At 71.6% G+C, this 17,652-nt stretch carries 17 protein-coding genes and 1 pseudogene; 12 read left to right on the top strand and 6 right to left on the bottom strand.

The window, feature by feature from the left end; translation table 11 throughout:
* Window positions 1-34: 34 nt before the first annotated feature.
* Both B4N89_RS36760 and B4N89_RS36755 read right to left on the bottom strand, forming a co-directional pair.
* Window positions 35-1,084 (bottom strand): polysaccharide deacetylase family protein, encoded by a 1,050-nt coding sequence (locus tag B4N89_RS36760; RefSeq protein ID WP_235619158.1) that lies wholly within the window; start codon window positions 1,082-1,084, stop codon window positions 35-37.
* 29 nt (window positions 1,085-1,113) lie between these two features.
* On the bottom strand, window positions 1,114-2,703 hold the full coding sequence (locus B4N89_RS36755) for a putative glycoside hydrolase (RefSeq protein WP_235619157.1): 1,590 nt from the start codon (window positions 2,701-2,703) through the stop codon (window positions 1,114-1,116).
* Window positions 2,704-3,121: 418 nt separating this feature from the next.
* On the opposite strand from B4N89_RS36755, the gene B4N89_RS36745 reads away from it, so the two are divergent.
* From B4N89_RS36745 to B4N89_RS36715, 6 genes are all read left to right on the top strand, one after another.
* Window positions 3,122-4,000 (top strand): LysR family transcriptional regulator, encoded by an 879-nt coding sequence (locus tag B4N89_RS36745; protein ID WP_078980914.1) that lies wholly within the window; start codon window positions 3,122-3,124, stop codon window positions 3,998-4,000.
* A gap of 178 nt (window positions 4,001-4,178) precedes the next feature.
* Window positions 4,179-5,720 (top strand): multicopper oxidase family protein, encoded by a 1,542-nt coding sequence (locus tag B4N89_RS36740; protein WP_078981544.1) that lies wholly within the window; start codon window positions 4,179-4,181, stop codon window positions 5,718-5,720.
* 254 nt (window positions 5,721-5,974) lie between these two features.
* Window positions 5,975-6,916: a phytanoyl-CoA dioxygenase family protein gene (locus tag B4N89_RS36730; RefSeq protein ID WP_078980912.1), complete on the top strand. Its 942-nt coding sequence runs from the start codon at window positions 5,975-5,977 to the stop codon at window positions 6,914-6,916.
* A 256-nt stretch (window positions 6,917-7,172) separates the two neighbouring features.
* Window positions 7,173-7,526 carry a VOC family protein gene (locus tag B4N89_RS36725; protein WP_201261096.1) on the top strand — a complete coding sequence of 118 codons (354 nt, stop codon included), beginning with the start codon at window positions 7,173-7,175 and terminating at the stop codon, window positions 7,524-7,526.
* A gap of 744 nt (window positions 7,527-8,270) precedes the next feature.
* On the top strand, window positions 8,271-9,863 hold the full coding sequence (locus B4N89_RS36720) for a PP2C family protein-serine/threonine phosphatase (protein WP_161500946.1): 1,593 nt from the start codon (window positions 8,271-8,273) through the stop codon (window positions 9,861-9,863).
* Between the two features lie 317 nt (window positions 9,864-10,180).
* Window positions 10,181-10,660 carry a MarR family winged helix-turn-helix transcriptional regulator gene (locus tag B4N89_RS36715; RefSeq protein WP_078981543.1) on the top strand — a complete coding sequence of 160 codons (480 nt, stop codon included), beginning with the start codon at window positions 10,181-10,183 and terminating at the stop codon, window positions 10,658-10,660.
* Window positions 10,661-10,725: 65 nt separating this feature from the next.
* Here the strand turns inward: B4N89_RS36715 and B4N89_RS36710 are convergent, their stop codons facing one another.
* A complete protein-coding gene (locus B4N89_RS36710) occupies window positions 10,726-11,970 on the bottom strand; it encodes a PP2C family protein-serine/threonine phosphatase (RefSeq protein WP_078980909.1) in 1,245 nt (414 codons plus the stop codon).
* A 181-nt stretch (window positions 11,971-12,151) separates the two neighbouring features.
* Between B4N89_RS36710 and B4N89_RS36705 the strand changes: the two genes are divergently transcribed.
* The 5 genes and pseudogenes from B4N89_RS36705 to B4N89_RS51990 all read left to right on the top strand — a co-directional run.
* The gene (locus tag B4N89_RS36705) at window positions 12,152-12,640 is read left to right on the top strand and encodes a MarR family winged helix-turn-helix transcriptional regulator (RefSeq protein WP_235619156.1); all 489 of its coding nucleotides are present in this window, start codon (window positions 12,152-12,154) and stop codon (window positions 12,638-12,640) included.
* A 545-nt stretch (window positions 12,641-13,185) separates the two neighbouring features.
* Entirely contained in the window at window positions 13,186-13,686 is a 501-nt protein-coding gene (locus B4N89_RS36700; RefSeq protein WP_414646454.1) for an STAS domain-containing protein, read from the top strand.
* Entirely contained in the window at window positions 13,674-14,048 is a 375-nt protein-coding gene (locus B4N89_RS36695; protein WP_235619155.1) for an STAS domain-containing protein, read from the top strand. Before B4N89_RS36700 ends, B4N89_RS36695 begins: the two co-directional genes overlap by 13 nt.
* Window positions 14,049-14,062: 14 nt before the next feature.
* On the top strand, window positions 14,063-14,482 hold the full coding sequence (locus tag B4N89_RS36690) for an anti-sigma regulatory factor (RefSeq protein ID WP_101897465.1): 420 nt from the start codon (window positions 14,063-14,065) through the stop codon (window positions 14,480-14,482).
* 203 nt (window positions 14,483-14,685) lie between these two features.
* Window positions 14,686-14,853: pseudogene (locus B4N89_RS51990) on the top strand (LysR family transcriptional regulator); the annotation flags it as partial.
* Between the two features lie 20 nt (window positions 14,854-14,873).
* Here the strand turns inward: B4N89_RS51990 and B4N89_RS36685 are convergent.
* Window positions 14,874-15,353, bottom strand: a complete 480-nt coding sequence (locus tag B4N89_RS36685) for a MarR family winged helix-turn-helix transcriptional regulator (protein ID WP_078980906.1) — start codon at window positions 15,351-15,353, stop codon at window positions 14,874-14,876.
* A 30-nt stretch (window positions 15,354-15,383) separates the two neighbouring features.
* Here B4N89_RS36685 and B4N89_RS36680 point away from each other — a divergent pair, with 30 nt between their 5' ends.
* A complete protein-coding gene (locus tag B4N89_RS36680; protein ID WP_078980905.1) occupies window positions 15,384-16,454 on the top strand; it encodes a bifunctional NAD(P)H-dependent oxidoreductase/GNAT family N-acetyltransferase in 1,071 nt (356 codons plus the stop codon).
* 197 nt (window positions 16,455-16,651) lie between these two features.
* Here the strand turns inward: B4N89_RS36680 and B4N89_RS36675 are convergent, their stop codons facing one another.
* Both B4N89_RS36675 and B4N89_RS36670 read right to left on the bottom strand, forming a co-directional pair.
* Window positions 16,652-16,975, bottom strand: a complete 324-nt coding sequence (locus tag B4N89_RS36675) for a transcriptional regulator (protein WP_078981541.1) — start codon at window positions 16,973-16,975, stop codon at window positions 16,652-16,654.
* Window positions 16,972-17,433: a hypothetical protein gene (locus B4N89_RS36670; RefSeq protein ID WP_078980904.1), complete on the bottom strand. Its 462-nt coding sequence runs from the start codon at window positions 17,431-17,433 to the stop codon at window positions 16,972-16,974. Before B4N89_RS36670 ends, B4N89_RS36675 begins: the two co-directional genes overlap by 4 nt.
* Window positions 17,434-17,652: the final 219 nt, after the last annotated feature.

Below are 17,652 nucleotides of genomic sequence, written 5' to 3'. Positions count from 1 at the left end.
GGCCGCCCGTGCGTGTTCGGGGAAGTAGGGGGGATCAGTAGGCGCGGCTTCGCGAGGTGTAGGCCGCGGCCGGCGCGGTGCCGCCGCGGGGGTAGGCGATCGTGGTCGGATCGCCGTCGGAGGTGTAGCGGCGGACGCGGCCGTCGGCGAGTTGGTCCAGCCACGCGGTCGACCCGTAGCGGGCGTCCTCGCCGGTGGCCGGCGCGGAGCGGATCCGTGCCACCGCGCCCGGGTCGAAGGTGGGCGCGAACGGTGACGGGGCCGGATTGGCACCGACCAGGAACACTCCTCGGTGTTCGTAGGCGACCGTGCCGCTGTTGCCCTTGGCCGCGAGTGACGCCGGCTTCGGTTCGGCGCCGAACGGCAATGCGAGGGTGTCCACGGTGGCGCCGGGGAGGGCGGCCAGGATCATCGCCTGTTGCTCGGCGATCTGCCGGGTGGCCGCTTCCGGGGTCGCCGAACGCAGGTTGGCGTGGTCGCGCGTGTGGTTGCCCACCTCGAACCCGTGATCATGCAGCCACGGCAGGGTTTTGCGGCCCCCGGGGTCGCCGAAGGGGTCGGCGTTGACGAACATCGTGGCCACCGGGCGGAACCCCGGGTGGGTACGGGCGACGTCCAAGAGGATGCCGACGGCGGTGTCGGGTGCGGCCCCGCCGCCCGGGTCGAGGCGGAACTGGCTCTTGGACGAGTCGTCGAACGTCAAGACGACCGGATGGGTGCCGGCGGGGATGTCGATGCGCCCGGACGCGTATTCGGCCGCCGTCACCGGGACGTACTTCTCGCGCGCCAGGCGTTCCAGCTCGGCGCGAAAGTCCTCGGGCGTACGGTCGTACACGCTCTTGGGCGACGTGACGATCTGGTGGTACATCAACACCGGCACGGCGCCGGTCTCGTCGGCGCCCACCGCGGCCGGGTCGGCGGGGACACGGGCGGGTGGGGCGGCGGGTTGCCCGGCTGCGGCCGGTTGTCGTCGGGCGTCCCCGGCGGACGGCGTGCCGTCCGAGTGGGCGTCGTCACCGCAAGCGGTGGCCGCGAGCAGGAGCGCGGCGAGGGCGGCGACGGTGGGAACGAGTCGATGCTGCACGGTCTTCTCCCGAAGGTGGCGAGGCGGGGTCACGGCGTGGCGCCCAGGGCTGCGCCCTGGTAGCGGGCGCCCGCGTTCCAGAGCAGGAAGGAGGGCATGTTGTTGTCGCGTGCCGCCTTGATCTGGGCGGCGACTTCGGCGGGTCCGTAGGTGACGCCCATCGAGAAGTCCTGCAACCAGGGCACGACGCTCGCGCCCGTGCCCGCCGTCTGCTTGGTGAAGTCGGCGAGGGAGCGCTGGACGATGTCGTAGGGGCTGCTGTTGGGGGAGGCGACGCCGTACTCGCCCGCGGCCCAGTGCGACGGGTAGACCATCGGTGCGATGTAGTCGGCGGACTTGGCGAGCAGCGGGATGTCCTGGGCGATCTCGGTCGGCCGGGTTGCGGCGATGCCGAACACGGAGGCACCGAGGAAGGCGCCGTGCGGGCGGATCGCGGTGCGGGTCTCGGCGACGAAATCGGCGATGGACTGCTCGGGCGCCCGTTTGCCGAGTCCCGGGAACGACATCTGCGAGAGTCGGCCGTCCGGGCGACGCACGTAGTCGTACAGGATGTCGTCGAAGCCGAGCTTCGCCGCCTCGACGGCCAGGTCGATGTTGTAGGCGCGCACCTCGGGATCGGCGAAGTTGGTGAACGCGAACTTGCCGTAGTGCCCGCCGTCGTAGGCATCCCCCGAGGGCGTTTGCACGAGTCGGTTCTTGGCGCCGGCCGCCCAGGACTTCGCGCCCAGGACCGGATCGCGGAAGGCGACGATGCGGCCGATCACGCGCACCCCCATGGCGTGGAGTTGGTCCAGCACCGCGCGCGGGTTGTACGAGGGCTTGTTCGCTCCGATCTGTCGGGCCAGGGGCACCTGGGAGTCGTAGCCGACCTCGCCGCTCTCGTCCTTGATGTCCAGTTCGACGGCGTCGATCTTCTTCTGCCGTGCCAGGTCGAGCAGCGGCTCGCGCAGGGATGCCGCGCTCCAACCGATGGCGGTGATGTGCGCGGCGCGGGCGCCCGGGTAGGGCACGGAGACGATGGTGGGGACCTTCGTGGCGTTGCCCGCCTTGTCGGTGGCGACGACGTCGAAGGCGGAGGGCGCCTGGCCCAGTTCGACGGTGAACCCGCCGTCCGGGCCGACCTCGGCCCGCCGGCCCGCCACCTGGACGCCGGTGGCGCCCTGGGCTCGTCCGCGTACCGTCACGGGCGCGTTCATCTTCTGCGCCTTCACCGGCTCCACGGTCAGCGTGGGTGGGGTGGTGTCCACGGTGAATTCACGGTCGACGGAGGTGGACGTCATCGGTAGAGCGCCGTCGATGGAGGCGGTGAAGCGGTGCCTGCCCTCGGCGAGCCCGGGGGTGGAGACGACGAGTCGATCGCCCACGCGGCGGCCGGCGAGGGGCCGGCCGTCGAGGGTGATGCGCACGTCGTCGAGCGATTCGGCCTCCACCTGCCAGGTCTGGTTCCGGCCGACGGCGGTGCCGAGCACGGCACCGGACGGGACGCCGTGGACCGCGAGTTCGGGGGACAGGGACGAGACGAGAGGGAGGGCGGCACCACTGACGCCGACGACGGCGATGGTGGCGACGGCGAAGTAGACGGTACGTCTTGTTCGCAGCCTGGGGGACAGTCCAGTCATGATGGCACTCCGGAGAGTAGTCAAGTGATGACGGACTGTTGCCCATAATGATCACAATCATCTTTGAACATGAGTAAATAAACTCATTTGTCAGACATTGCACTCGTGCGGCCCGCGAGTCGCGGTGTCGTTGCCGTTGGCCGGCGACGGGGCCGAGGGCGCCCTGTCGGCCATGGTCGACGGCCTGCGACGCAGGCTCGCGCCGCCGGGCGAGCCGTCGGGTGCTCGCGGTCGCCGGTAGGTGTACCTGTCCGGGATCACCGACACCACGTCGGCGTAGGTCCGACCGGGGCGCACCGTTTCCGCACCGTCGAGGCGACTCGTCCCCACGAGGATGCGCTCGGGAGCTTCGGTAACGTTGCCGTGATCGGCCCACTCGTGGGTTGCCCCACCGTGCGCGAAGCGAGGAAGACGGCCCATGGATTTGCTTCAGCTACGGTACTTCCAGGCGGTCGCCCGCCGGGAACACATCAGCAGGGCGGCCGAAGACCTGCGAGTCGCGCAGCCCTCGGTGAGTCGGACGATCGCCCGGCTGGAGAAGGGCCTGGGAGTACCGCTCTTCGACCGTCGAGGCCGCCAGGTACGGCTCAACGCGGCCGGCGCGGCCTTTTTGCGCCGTGTCGATCGAGCGCTCGGCGAACTGGACGACGGACGCCGTGAGTTGGCGGACATCGCCGGCTTGGAGCACGGTCACGTCACGGTGGCGGCGGAGACGCTCCTGTCGGTCACCGAGGTCCTCGCGCGCTTTCGCGCCGAGCGTCCGGGTGTCGACGTGCGGCTGTTCCAGGCGAACGCGGACGCGATGGCGCGTCACCTCGGGGAGCGGGAGGTCGACGTGTGCTTCGCCTCGCAGCCGCTTGCCGGGCCGGCACTGGCCTCGGTCGAGCTTCTGCGCGAGGAGGTGCTGCTCGCGGTTCCGGCGACTCATCGCCTGGCGCGACAAAAGCGGGTGGCCGTCGCCGAGTTGGCGGGAGAGCCGTTGGTGACGTCGCGGCCCGGCTTCTGGCCGCGCACCCTTTTGGATCGTTTGTTCGCCGGCACGGGCCTGCGGCCGGTGATCGCGTGCGAGACCGACGAACCGGGAGTGATGGGGGAACTGATCGGTGCGGGGCTCGGCGTCGGGCTCGTGCCGGCGATGTCCCGGCGGGCGGCGACGACGGCGCCGATCGTCTGGCTGCACGTCGATGCCCCGGGTTGCGAACGCGTCCTGAGCGCGGTGTGGCGTGCGGATGCCTACATGTCGGCGGCGGCCGGGAGGCTGCGCGATCTCTCGCGCACCATGTTGAGCCCGTCGTGACGCAGTGGCGAACCTCGCCGTAGTCATCGATATTCATGCCCCTGCGGTCATCAGCACATGGCACAACTGGTCTTGGACGACATGAGACGCCCTCCATACCGTCGAGTGCATGAAATTCGCACCGACAGCGTGGCCGTGGCCCCACTCCGAGTCGGGAGTGGAAGACAACGCACAGGCCGTGAGCGATCCGACGCGCCGGACCGTCCTGCGCGGCCTGGCGGCGGTGCCCGTGGCGGCGGCGGCCGCGGGTTGTTCGACCACGGAATCGGACCACCGACCGAGCTTCGCGTCGGCGCCCCCGGCGGGAAAGCGACCGCTGCCGATCCCGCCGCTGGCGAAGTCCACCGTCACCGACGACGGCACCCGCCGCTTCGACCTCGACATCCGCGCCGGCACCACCCAGATCGTCGCCGGTGTCACGACTCCGACCTGGGGCTACTCGGGCGCCATCCTGGGCCCGACGCTACGGGCCAAGCACGGCGAAACGGTGGCCGTACGCGTGCGCAACTCGCTCGGGGAGGTGACATCCGTGCATTGGCACGGCATGCACCTGCCGGCGATCTTCGACGGTGGTCCGCATCAGCCGATCATGCCCGGCGGCACCTGGACCCCCACCTGGACGGTGAAGCAACCGGCGGCGACGCTTTGGTACCACCCGCACGCCCACGGCACCACTCAACGCCACGCGTTCCGAGGTCTGGCGGGACTGTTCATCATCGACGACGACGATCCGGTCTCCCGCGAACTGCCGCACGACTACGGGGTCGACGACGTGCCTTTGATCGTCCAGGACAAGAAGTTCACCCCGAACGGAAACCTGGACGAGCGCGACGATCCCAGTGCCGGGCTGCTCGGCTCCACCGTCACCACCAACGGAATCGCCGACACCTACCTGAACGTGACCACCGAACGCGTCAGGCTCCGCGTGCTCAACGGCTCGACGGTCCGCTTCTACAACCTGGGGTTCGACGACGATTCCGAGTTCGAGATGATCGCCTGCGACGGCGGCCTGCTCGAGGCGCCGGCCCGGCTGCGGCGGCTTCGCCTCACGCCCGGCGAACGGGCCGAGATCATCGTGACCATGCGCCCCGGTCTGACCCGGGTCCTGCGCGCCTATCCCTTCGAGGACGACAACGGCATCCAACGCTCCCAGCCGGCGGCGAACTTCGGCCTGGCGGACACCTTCGACATCGTGCTGCTCCGGGCCGCGAACACCCTGAAGCCGCGGCCCGCGCCGCCCACCGCACTCGCCCACATACCGCCGATCGACACGAACGGAGCCGCGACGCGAACCTTCCTCTTCGGCCAGGTGTCCATCAACGGGGCGACCATGGACATGCAGCGCATCGATGTGCAGACGGTCGTCGACACTCCCGAGATCTGGGCCGTCACCAACGGCGTCAACGGGGTGCACAACTTCCACGTGCACGACACCCGGTTCCGCGTGATCGACATCGACGGCCAGGCCCCACCGCCGGAACTCGCGGGATGGAAGGACACCGTGAATGTGCGACCGTTCAGCACCGTCCGGCTGGCCGTGCGCTTCAGCGACTACACCGATGCCAGGTGGCCATACATGTACCACTGTCACCTGATGTATCACGAGGACTACGGCATGATGGGGCAGTTCCTCGTCCTGCGGCCCGGGGAGAAACCCGACTCGGTCATCGGACAGGGCGGCGGTGGCCCCCACCACGAGCACGGCGCACCCCCGCGGTGACGACGTCGCGGACGATCGAGTCCGGGGCACGCGCGACGTCGTCGAGGCGTGTGTCGTCCTCACCCGACGCGCTCGCCGTCGCCGCGGCCGGTGTCTCGACGGCGTCCTTCGACGGTGTGTCGTTCCCACATCCGGTCGCGAGCGGTATCCCGACCAGGACCATGCCGCTCGGGCCGGCGTGGAACTCGGCGTGTGATCGTGTTCCCTGCGGGAATTCGTTTGTCCGGGTGGGGAGTTCGGCGCATTCTGGGTCGATGGACATGAACGAGGTCCGCGCGCGGTGGTCGCGGGACGGTTTCGTGGTGTTGCCGGGCTTTCTCCCGGCGGAGGATCTGGCGTCGGCGCAGGCCGGTCTCGAGGTGCTCCATCCGACGGCCGCGGGTTTCCACGACGGGCTCGATCCGCGCGGTCGTCGATACGTCGGCGACGAGTTCGCGGGGATCGACGCGTTCCCCTTCGCCTCCCCCGAACTGAGCCTGTTGGCGGTGCACCCCCGCCTGACGGACCTGGCCGCCGCGCTCGCGGGGGACGACGAGTTGCGGATGTACCAGGCCGAGGTGTGGGCGAAGTACACCGGTGCCGCCGACTACGACCAGGACCTGCACCGGGACTACCTCAACCACACCGTCCTGGTGCCCACCGTCGCAGCCGGGTACCGCCAGGTGGAGATGTTCCTCTACCTGTGCGACGTGCCGCAGGACCTGGGGCCGCCGCACCTGGTCCCGCGCGAGCACACCCGGCACCTGCCCGCCCGGCCCAACTGGTACCTGCGCCCCGGCGCCGATCCCGGGGGTGTCCCCGACGACGACCTGCGCGCGTTCGTCGCCGCCGGCGACACCGGCGCGCTCTACGACGCGGAGGTGTCCGCCGCCGGCCCGGCCGGCACCGTCGTCGCCTTCGGACTCGACACCTTCCACCGCGGCACCGCCCTGGCCCGCCCCCGCGGGGCCCGCTTCACCATGCACGTCAACTACCGCCCGGCGTCCGCCGATTGGGCCCTGCGCGGACCGTGGGCGGACCGCAGCCACGACAGCGCCTGGTACCGGTTCGTCGAACGCGCGACGGCGAACCAACTCGCCCTGTTCGGATTCCCACCCCCCGGGCACCCGTTCTGGAACCCCGACACCCTGCGCGCCATGGCCCAGCGCTACCCGACCCTGGACCTCTCACCCTGGGAAAGACCCCTCCTCCCGTGACACGCAGCCAAGGGGCGGGCCCCGGCCGCGACTTGTCGAGCGGGCAGCCCGCGGGCCCGCAACCACAAGCGCACGACACCTCGGAGACTGCCTCACCCGGACACTCCGCCCGGACGGGATTCAAGTGAGTGGGGAACGGGGAGCAGGCCCGGCCGATTTCGGGAACCTCATCAGCGTGGCCATTCGGCAGGCTCGATCCCTCCAGGGTCCAGGCGGCTTTGCGGGGTGGGTCGCCGGACTGCCTATGCTCGGGCCCATGGCACTGGAATGGGAACAGATCATCGTCGACTCTGCCGACCCCGTCGCTCTCGGACGTTGGTGGGCCGAGGCTCTGGGTTGGGTTGTGGTCGACGAATCCGAGGAGATCATCGAGATCCGGCCCGAGCCGGACCGGATGCCGGGCCTGCTCTTCGTGCCGGTCCCCGAGAGCAAGACGTCGAAGAACCGACTCCACCCCGACTTCCGCCCCGACGATCAGGAGGCCGAGGTCGCCCGGCTGCTCTCTCTCGGCGCCCGGCGCGTCGACAGCGCGCAGGACGGGCAGCAATGGGTGACCCTCCTCGACCCGGAGGGCAACGAATTCTGCGTCTTGGGCGAGCGCAAGAGCTGAGCGGGCACCGGGCAGTCGCCCGGGCCTCGACGTCGTCCGCCTCGTCGACACGCAAGTAGTCCGCTTGGGTCAGGTCACCCCCGGCCGACCAACTTTGCTGTCGAGAGGCACCACGTTCCGTGATCGCGGGGTCCTCGCATTCGCCTCGTGGCGTGCGTGCGGACTGTGCCCCGCCGGGGCGACGTGGATCGATCCCCGGGACGCGCGTGCGTCCCGGGGATCGGTCGCGGTGGATCACCGGCCGGACCCGGGCCGATCCCCGACAGCGAAGCGCGGGACGATGGCGTGCGCCCTCGCGAGCTTCGTCGACCGGTCGACGGGCCGGGCACGTGCGTGCACACACTGCTGACCACGCTCGGTGAAACCCTGGACTGATCCGACGGAGACGGCACCCTCGGCCGCCGAGCCGGCGCGACCCGCCCGACGCTCCGTCACTCAGGACCGCGTCGAACGTACCGTCGCGCGCGCCGTCGCCCCCGGCGGTCCGGCTGTGCGCCGTCCGCGTCGACCATCGCGCCGGCCTGTGGCAGGAACCGCGCGCGTCGCCACGGGGCATCGCCGCGCCGAGGAAGCGCGCCCCGCGGCGGTCGATCGGCCGGATCCGCGCGGGGCACGGCCGCGGCGGAGCGGATGGGACCGCGGGCGGGCCCGGTGGTGTGTGATCCGGGCCATACGACGGGCGGTGGCACGACCGTCTACTGTTGTCGGAGTGCAATAGTTTGCCGGGCGAAGGGAGTGGGTGGGGTGGAGGCGCTTGGGGCGTTCGCGGGGGCCGCGCGGTGGGTGGGGGAGCCTTTGCTGCTCGTCGACGGGGCGGGGCGTGTGCGCGCGGTCAACGCGGCCGCCACGACGCTGCTGGGGGCGGGCGCCGCCGGTCGGACGCTCGCGTCCCTGGTTCTCGACCCGGATGCCGACGTGGGGCGGTGTCTGCGGCGCTGGCGGTCGACCGCGGAGCCGGCGCCGGCCACCTTGACCTTTCGTTCCGATGGCCCGCTCGCCGGCCCGCGGACTTGTTTGGGGCATCGCACGTCCACCGGGGGAGAGGTCGTCGTGCGGGTCGCCGCTTCCGGGTCCGCCACCGTCGAGGGACGCGCGGACGAGCGGTTGCGCCGGTTGTACGCGCTGTCCGCCGTGCTCGCCGCCGCAGTCTCCCTGCGGGAGGTCGCGCAGGTGGTGCGCGAGGACGCGCCCAGCCTGATCGGCGTGCGATCGGCGAGCCTGGGGCTGCACCTGCACCGCCTGTTCCCGCTTCGCGAAGGGGGCGAGTCCGCGGCGGCCGACGAGCCGTGGTTCGATCTCGACGAGCCCGGCGGCCCGGAACTCCCGAGCTCGCCCCGAGGGCTCGATTCCGACGCGCGAACCGACGCCTCGTCAACGGCGGCCGCCCCCGACGTGCTGCTGCTGACGCTCACCGGGCATCGTCCCGAACCGCTCGGGATCCTCCGGCTGGAACTCGAGGCGGCGTTGCCCGCGGACGAGGCGGCGCACGTGGAGGTGATGGCCGGTCAGATCGCCCAGGCGGTCTCGCGGGCCGGTCTGTACGAGCACGAGCACCGACTGGCGCAGCGGCTGCAACACAGTCTGTTGCCGGACCTGCCCCGACTGCCCGAGTTGACGGTCGCCGCGCGCTACGCGGCCGGCGCGGACCAGGTGGCGGTCGGCGGCGACTGGTACGACCTGTTCCGGCTGCCGCGGGGGCGGATCGGCATGGCCATCGGGGACGTCGCCGGGCACGGGTTGACCGAGGCCACCGAGATGGCCCAACTGCGCAGCGTCCTGCGAGCCGCCGCGCTGCGGGCGGGGGACAGCCCGCAGGAGGTGATGGCCGAGGTGAACGCCTTCGTCTGCACATACCTGCCCGAGCGCACCGCCACCGCCTGCTACCTGGTCTACGACCCCGCGCGGGGGCTGCTGCGCTACACCAACGCGGGCCACATGCCGCCCCTGCTTCTTCCCCCGACCGGCTCCCCGCGTCTGTTGCCGGGGCGGGTCCCCCTCCTGGGCCTGCCCGGCGTCGCGCCCGAGCCGTGCGGCGAAGTGACGATCGAGACAGGGTCCGCGCTGCTGCTCTACACGGATGGGTTGATCGAGCGTCGCGGACAGTCGTTGGACGAGGGGTTCGCGTTCTTGTCCGCCCTGGTCGCGGATGCGCACGACATGGCGCCGGACATGTTGTGCCGCCTTCTGGTCGACGCCCGGGACGGGTCGTGGCCGGACGATCGGGCGCTGATGGCCGTGCGCTTCGAGGTCGCGGGTTCCGGGACCTCGTGCGCGCGTCCGGACTGGGGTGTTCGGGACACCAAGGGTCCCGGCCGGGTGATGCCCGCCGTCGGCTGAGGTGGGCCGCGGCCCATGGACGCGGAGGACGTCCGTGGGCGTCGCACGGGCAGGATTCGGCCTCGTGGGACATTCGAAACGGTCCGCCCGCCCGCCGTTCGTACCGCGCCGCGCCGGGTAGCCCCAGTACGACCGACGCAGTGCCCGATCGGAAGAGCGCCCTCGTGGATCACCGCACCGACATCCCCTCCCCCTCCGACGAGCCTTCGAGCAGCGGGACGGGAGGGTCGACCGACGGAGGAGGGGCGCGGCGGAGAACCGGGCAGGAGGCCGGGGAGGGTGATCGGTGGCGGGTCGGATGCGTGCCGAATCGCGCGGTGAGTCCAGGCACCGACCTGCTCAAATCGGACGGCGGCGCGCGAGCGGCCGCCGCGACGGTGGCGGACGCGGCGCGGGCCCTGGTGCTGTTGTGGTCGCGCTCCCCGGAGGCGGTGTCGCCCCGGCTGTCCCCCTCCCAGTTGCGGGCCCTACAGGCGGTCGCGGCGCTGCCCGGCGTCAACCTGACCCGCTTGGCGGTGGAACTGGGCGCGGCGTTGCCCACCGCGAGTCGGTTGTGCGACCGGCTCGCGGCCGCCGGGTTGTTGGAGCGGATCCCCGCGCCGGCGAGCCGGCGCGAGGTGGGACTGGTGGTGACCGGGGCGGGACTGCGCTTGTTGGACGAGGTCGCCGAGCGGCGTTGCGAGGACCTGCTCGACGTGTTGGAGACGATGTCCGTCGAAAGCCGCGCCGAACTGGTCCGCGGGCTGCGCGCGTTCGACGCGGCCGTCTCGGCGGTCCGCCCGTCCGGCCGGGCCTGAGCGCGGTGTTGCCGGCCGCCTGCCCGGAGCGCCGTCGACAGGACCCCGGGCGTCGAAAAGAGTGTTCACCGCGGGTCGCGAGGCGGTGTCTCGGGGAAGGAGGGCCGGTTTCGACGCGGGTCGGGGTCCTCGGTTGTCGGGCGGTCGGTGGTGGGCCTGCCGTACCAGTCCAGGCAGACGATCAGGGCGTCGTCGTCGGGGATGGGGCGTCCGCGGTGGCCGGTGAGTTCGCGCAGGACGGCGCGGGGCATCTCGGCGGGCGGCAGCAGCCGGGTGGCGCTGATCGCCCGGGCCAACGCGCGGTCGCCGTAGGCTTCGCCGGCCGGTGAGGCGACCGCGTGGACCCCGTCGCTGACGAACACCAGCCGGTCGCCGGGCCGGACCCGGAATTCCTGCGCCTTGTAGTCGGTCTCCTCGAACATGCCCAGAGGCAGTTGCGCGTCGAAGTCGACCGCGGTCACCGTTCCCTCGCGCAGGGCCAACAGGCGCGGGGAGCCGGCGTCGACCACGGTGACGCGTCCGGTGGCCAGTTCGAAGTCGAGCAGCAGGACGGACAGGTAGGCCTCGCCGCGATACTGGGCGAACACGGCCTGGTCGGCGAGGGCCGCCTGGTCGGCGATGGGGACGCCGGCGCGCCGGGCGTTGCGCAGCGCGTTGATCGTGAGGTTGCTGAGCAGGGCGGCGTCGATGCCCTCGCCCATGCCGTTGGTCACCGTCAGGACGAGGTGGTCGGCGGTGGCGGACCAGTCGAAGTTGTCGCCGCGGACGGCGTAGGCGGGTTCGAGCTGGGCGCCGATGGCGTACTCGGCGCGGCTGCAGGCCCGTCCGGGCAGGAGTTGCCACTGCATTTCGGCCGCGAGGGTCAGGCGGTCCTTGCGCCGGGCCTGGAGGTAGAGGTCGGTGTCGCGTTCGGCGACGGTCACCGCGTGGGCGAGCATGGCGGCGATGTCGGCGAGTTCGGTGACGATCGCCGGCGCACAGGTGCCGGTGGGGAGGGTGACGGTGAGTACGCCCAGGCGGTCTCCGCGCACGCTCACCGGCAGGTGGACGACGGTGCCCTCCTCGTGTTCCTCGCGTAGGGGCTCCTGCGCGCCGAACGCCCGCCCCTGGGGGCTGTTGTGGACCGAAAGGGGTTCGGTGGTGTGCGGCAGCACCGACACCGGCTGCAGGACGGTCAGGCCGTAGTCGGCCATCAGCAGGTCCACCGTTCGTGCCCGGTAGTGCCGGGTCAGCACGCCGCGGAGGGCGTCCAGCAGGTCGTGGGGTGGTGCGGCGCGCAGCGCGCGCTCGACCTCTTCATGGCCATTCACAGTCTTTGTTCAGCCGTTCTCTGTGGGGTGCGCGAGGGCACCCTGGGGCGTGTTCGCGGAACGGCCCGGACCGCCTGTCGGATCAACCGCTTTCATAGCGTCTGCTTTTATAGTGTCTATCGTGGCTCCGGCGCGGCCGTCGGATCGGGCGGCCTTTCGGCGTCGGAACAAGGCGGTGATCATGGCAACCACCCCCCGGCACGACCGTTCGGACGGGACCGGGCGCGTGACGACCGCGGCGGCCGAGTTGCTCGAGATGCTCCTGGGGCGCGCGTCCACGGCACCCGTTTCCGCCTCGCAGTTGCGCGCGTTGTTTTTGCTCGAGCAGCACGAGGGGATCAACCTGCGTACGTTGGCCGACGGCCTGGGGTCGACGCCCTCCTCGACGAGCCGCCTGTGCGACCGCCTGCACGCGGTGGGCTTCGTCGAGCGCCTGCCCAGTGTCAGCAGTCGCCGAGAACTGCGCCTGCGGCTGAGCGGGCGGGGCCGCGCCTTCCTGGCCGACCTGCGGGACCGCCGTGAACGCGAACTGGCGGTCGTCGTCGCGCGCATGCCGGTCGAATCCCGGGCGATGCTGCTGAAGGGCCTCGAATCCCTGCGGGAGGCCGCCGTCCCTCTCCGGGACGAGGCGGCGGCAGTGCCGCCCGGCTCCCGCGCCCGAACCGCTTGAGGCGTCCGACCCGGCCTCCGGCGCGCCTCGTGTGCCGGGTGTGCCGGACCCACGCGGCAGGAGGGCGCGCCCCGACGTCGGCCGTTGTCCCATGTCGACTCCCTTCGTCCGATGGCCTCACCCGTGCCCTGCGCGCGGATCGGGTGACGGGGCGGTTACCCGTGCCCGCGTCACGAGGGGCCGGGACCGCTCCGAGACCCCGACGCGAAGCGTACCGAATTATTGACTCCTGACAACTGTTGCCGCTAGACATGCGTCACGGGTCTCGGTGCGCGCTCTTCGATCCGCGATCGACGGACGCGACGAGGAGTCGGACATGACGCACGCGCAGGCCAACGGAGCGGCGGCCAAGCTCGTTACGGTGTTCCTGGAACAACGCCGTGAACAGTTGGCACACCGCTGGGCCGACGTTCGTCCCGTGCGCCCTCGCAGGGCCGCCATCCCGCCGAGTTGTTCGCGGACGGCGTCGAACCCGGGTGCTTCCACGTCCTCCGTGCGTCCGGTCACCGCGACCGCGGCCAGGGCCCGGGCAGGTCGCCGGCGAGGTGGCCGCCCTCGAGCGCCCCACCCTGGAGATGCTGGACGCCGAACTGCGCGGCGAGGACGTCGAACTGCGACACGCGGCCGTGATCTGCCTGCTCGACCTTCTCGGCACACTGCGCCTGGTGGTGATGGAGAACCTCCTCGAAGCGATCGTCGCCCACCGCGCGGCCACCGCGATCCTCGACATCACGGGCGTGCCCACCGTGGACCCGCCGTCGGCCCAACACCTGATCAAGACCGTCGCCGCGGCCCGGCTCATGGGTGCCGAATGCGTCATCTCCGGGATCCGCCCCGCGATCGCCCAGGCCATCGTCCACCTGGGCATCGACCTGGGCGGCATCACCACGCGCACGACGCCGGCGGACGCCCCGGCCCTGGCGCTGGGTCGAGCCGGTACGTCGAGCGTCGCCGTCGCGGGAACCCCCGGCCCGTGGCTGCCGGCCCCGCCTCCCCGCGCGCGGCCCGGGTCCCGGTCGCGACCGTGCGCGGCGTGCTCCTGGTGACCCTTCCCGACGGTCTGGACGACGACCGCGCCGCCGCACTCGCGGAGGATGTCGCCGCAGCGGTGGCCGGCGGCGCCGCCGGAGGTGTGATCATCGACGTCGGCGCCGCCGAGATCCTCGACTCCCTCTCGGCCCGAGTCCTGGCCGACACCGCTGCCTGCGTGAAGCTCATGGCCGCCGACACGGTGATCGCGGGCATCCGTCCGGCGGTCGCCATCACCATGGTGGACCTGGGCCTGAACCTTCCGGGACTGCGCACCGCCCTGACCGTCGAGGACGCCTTCGCTTCCCTGGGCCCGGCGGGGGAGGCGCCCGTGGGGCCGGTGCGCGCGGTGGCGGGTTTCCCGGAGGCGCCGTCGTGAAGGGAACCGGAACGATGCTGCTGCAGGTGCGATCCGATCCGGACGTGGCGCTGATGCGCCAACGCGTTCGCCAGGCGGCCGCTCTCGCCGGTCTGGGCCTCGTCGAACAGACGAAACTGGTCACCGCCGCCAGCGAGTTGGCGCGCAACACCCTCGTCCACGGCGGGGGTGGCAGCGTAGAGGTCACGCCCGTCAGCCGGGGTGCCACGGCGGGCCTGCGACTGCGCTTCAGCGACAGCGGCCCCGGCATCCCCGACGTGGAACTCGCCATGACCGACGGCTGGACCACCGCCGGGGGGCTGGGCCTGGGCCTGAGCGGATCGCGCCGCCTGGTCCACGAGTTCGCCCTCGACACCGTGCCCGGACAGGGCACCACCGTCACCATCGCGAGCTGGGCCGCCCCGACGACGGCACCCCCGGTGTGGTCGTGGTGACCCGAGTGCGGGACATCCCCGTCCACGACTCGACCCGCATCCGCGAGGTCCGTGTGGCCACCGAGCGCGCGGCCACGACCGCCGGACTCGACTCGCCGATCTCCGATCGTGCGGTACTGGTGGCACCCGAGCCGGTCACCAACCTCCGCAAGCACGCGGGCGGCGGACGCCGGAGACGCGTGGAGCCATTCCCTGGCGGGCGACACCTGTTCACCGGACTCGGCCACCCCTTCGCCAAGGCCCGCCCGGTCACTCCCGCGCAGCTCGCGGGCCACCACATCCGGATGCCGGGCAACGCCCCCGGCACCGAGTGGACGGCCTACTACGACCGGTTCGCCGCTGTATTCGGGTTCACCATCGATGCGATCGGCCACGCCGCCGCGCGGTGTGTTCACGCTCTCGAACCGGGGTCTTCCGTGATCTTGGCGGCCATACGGACGAGGGCGGCCAGGTCCTCGGCGTCGAGCAGGTCGACGAAGTGGCGGCGCACCGAGGCGAGATGGGCGGGAGCGGTCCGGCGCAGGACGTCCAACCCCTGTTCGGTGAGTGCCAGGAGGCAGCCCCGCCCGTCCGCGGGATCCGGTTCCCGGCGGATGAGGCCGCGCGCCTCCATGCGGGTGGCGTGCCGGGACAGGCGGCTTCGGGACCACTGCATCTTGGCGGCCTGCTCGCGCAGGGTGCCGGTGTGTCCGAGGCGTTCGGACAGGGTGCTGAGCACCTCGTAGTCGGGTTCGGACAGGCCGACGTCGGCCAGATCCTGCGCGGTGCGGGCCTGTACGGCGGTGACCATCCGGCGGTACGCCCGCCAGGCGCGTTCCTCCTCGGGTTCGAGCCACCTGGGGGAGTGGCCGCCCGACATGTTCGTTGACATGTAATCAACCTATCGCCTAGCTTCGTTTACATGTCAACGAAAAACCTGCGTGTTCTGGTCCTGGTCTGCAGCACCCGACCCGGCGCACTCGGCCCCGCCGTCGGCCGGTGGCTGACCGACACGCTCGGGCCGAGCGCCCACGCGTTGGAGGCCGACCTCGTCCCCCTGTCCCTCGGTGACCTGGACCTGCCCTTCCTGGACGAGGAGGAGCACCCTTCGACCGGCATCCGCCACCACGAGCACACCCGCCGATGGAGCGCGATCGTCGACCGAGCGGACGGGTTCGTCGTCGTGACGCCCGAGTACAACCACGGGATGCCGGCGACCCTGAAGAACGCACTCGACTACCTGGGCCACGAGTGCGCGTGGAAACCGGTCGGCTTCGTGAGCTACGGCAACACCTCCGCCGGCACCCGGGCGGTCTCGCACGCCAAGGAAGTGGTCACCGCGCTGCGTCTGGTTCCCCTGGGCGCGACCGTCGCGATCCGCATCGGGGACGCGACGCACGACGGCCGCTTCCGACCGGGGGCGCATCTCGCCGACGCCGCACATGGGCTGCTCGCGGAACTGGTGCGCGTGGCCCACGCCCTGACCCCGCTGCGCGAACGCGGGCGCCCGAACGCGGTGCCCGGGCCCCTGCCCGGATCGTACGCAAGACCCCTCACCCCGGACGACGCCGCCGAGGTGACCGTGTTGCAGCGTTGCTGCTGGCTCGACGAAGCCCTCGCCAACGACACCCTGGCCATTCCCGCCCTGCGGGAATCGCCGGACCAGGTGCGCGCGTGGCTGGCCCGGTGGCAGACGACCGGGTTGTGGCGGGACGGTCGACTGCTCGGTATGGTGCGCACGCGTCGAACGGACGCCGATCTGCACATCGGTCGGCTCGCCGTCGTCCCCGATCTGCGCGGACGCGGGGTGGGGCGATGGTTGCTGCACGCGGCGGAATCCGCCGGAACCGCAAGCGGGTGCCGTCGCATGGTCCTGTCGACGGGCATCGCCAGTCACCGCAACCTCGGGCTCTACCAGGGGCAGGGGTACTCGCCCTGCGCGGTCGCGCCCGACGACGGTGTGATTCATCTCGCGAAACCGATTCCGGCCTGAGCATGGCGGTCCTCGGTCTCGGATCCAGGCGCCCCCGGCCCGGTACGCCACCGCACTCGACGCGATCGAGAACACCCGCTTGCGCATTCGCCGCACAGCCGGGCAAGTGGTGCTGCGCCCGCGGGTGAACTGGGCCGACATCGACCACGCCGGGGACTGTGACGAGGGCCCGTTCGCGGTCACCCGTGCACGGCGCGTCAGGAGCGGGTAGCGGGGCTCTCGGTGGGGTTTGTGGCGCCGGTGACGATGGCCTGCAACGCCGCGACGTGCCCGTCGAAGGCGTTCCGGCCGGCACCGGTCAGGCGGGCCCGCACCTTGCGGCGACCGCTGCTGAGGCGGCGCTCGGTGGTTACGTAACCGGCCTCTTCGAGGGTGGCGAGTTGCTTGGACAGCGCCGATTCGGAGAGCCCCAGTCGGTCTTTGAGATAGGCGAACTCCGCCCAGTCGGCGGCGGCCAGCGTCGCCACCAGCGTCAACCGGGTGCTGGGGTGGATCAGTTCGTCGAACCGCGGCGCCGTCATGCCCGTGCCCACCGGCGCAGAACGCTCAGGATGTCCGGTCCGCCGAAGCCGATGACGGCGGCTACCAGCACCGCAGCCCAGACACTGGCGTGCTCCGCGCCGTCGGCGTTCAGCGCAAGCGCGGCGGCGATGGTGGCGCCGACGAGCACGACCAGCATGCCGATCACCACCAGCGGGGTGCGGCGCCCGGCGACGGCTGCGCTGACCTGCACTCGGCCGGTGCGTCGGCGTCCGCCGAGCAGGCGCGTCGCGACGATCGCGTGACCGGTGCCGAAGGCCGCTGCCGCGGTTCCGCCCAGCCACGGCCATACGCTGCCGAGCACGCCCAGTACGACCCAGGCGGCGGCCATCGCCCACCAATAGCCGCGGGGCAGGCCGACTTCGTCGGCCACGTGGCGCCGGGCACGGTCGACGGCGTCCAGCGCGGCACGGGCCTGCTCCGGAGCGGTGTCGGTCATGAGGGAACCTCACTTTCCTGGTGGGAAAGTAAGCATCCGACTTTCCCACCAGGAAAGTCAAGGGCCATCAGACGGGCGAATCGGCCGGCGCCGCTCGTGTCCGCTTCCGGTGAGATGACGAACTGCGAGCCGCGCACCCCCGCACCCGCGCGGCCTGGCACCGGCACGGCGGCGGCCGCATCGAACACACCTGGGCCGACCTGCGCCCACAGGCCCTGA

The organism is Embleya scabrispora (assembly GCF_002024165.1).
GTDB classification, from domain to species: Bacteria; Actinomycetota; Actinomycetes; order Streptomycetales; family Streptomycetaceae; genus Embleya; species Embleya scabrispora_A.
This window is presented reverse-complemented; position numbering and strand designations above follow the sequence as displayed.

What these genes read in the sequence shown, in the direction of transcription:
- B4N89_RS36755 (WP_235619157.1), bottom strand. Translation starts at nt 2,703, where the DNA reads ATGACTGGACTGTCCCCCAGGCTGCGAACAAGACGTACCGTCTACTTC.
- B4N89_RS36745 (WP_078980914.1), top strand. Translation starts at nt 3,122, where the DNA reads ATGGATTTGCTTCAGCTACGGTACTTCCAGGCGGTCGCCCGCCGGGAA.
- B4N89_RS36730 (WP_078980912.1), top strand. Translation starts at nt 5,975, where the DNA reads ATGGACATGAACGAGGTCCGCGCGCGGTGGTCGCGGGACGGTTTCGTG.
- B4N89_RS36725 (WP_201261096.1), top strand. Translation starts at nt 7,173, where the DNA reads ATGGCACTGGAATGGGAACAGATCATCGTCGACTCTGCCGACCCCGTC.
- B4N89_RS36705 (WP_235619156.1), top strand. Translation starts at nt 12,152, where the DNA reads ATGGCAACCACCCCCCGGCACGACCGTTCGGACGGGACCGGGCGCGTG.
- B4N89_RS36690 (WP_101897465.1), top strand. Translation starts at nt 14,063, where the DNA reads ATGCTGCTGCAGGTGCGATCCGATCCGGACGTGGCGCTGATGCGCCAA.
- B4N89_RS36685 (WP_078980906.1), bottom strand. Translation starts at nt 15,353, where the DNA reads ATGTCAACGAACATGTCGGGCGGCCACTCCCCCAGGTGGCTCGAACCC.
- B4N89_RS36680 (WP_078980905.1), top strand. Translation starts at nt 15,384, where the DNA reads ATGTCAACGAAAAACCTGCGTGTTCTGGTCCTGGTCTGCAGCACCCGA.
- B4N89_RS36675 (WP_078981541.1), bottom strand. Translation starts at nt 16,975, where the DNA reads ATGACGGCGCCGCGGTTCGACGAACTGATCCACCCCAGCACCCGGTTG.
- B4N89_RS36670 (WP_078980904.1), bottom strand. Translation starts at nt 17,433, where the DNA reads ATGACCGACACCGCTCCGGAGCAGGCCCGTGCCGCGCTGGACGCCGTC.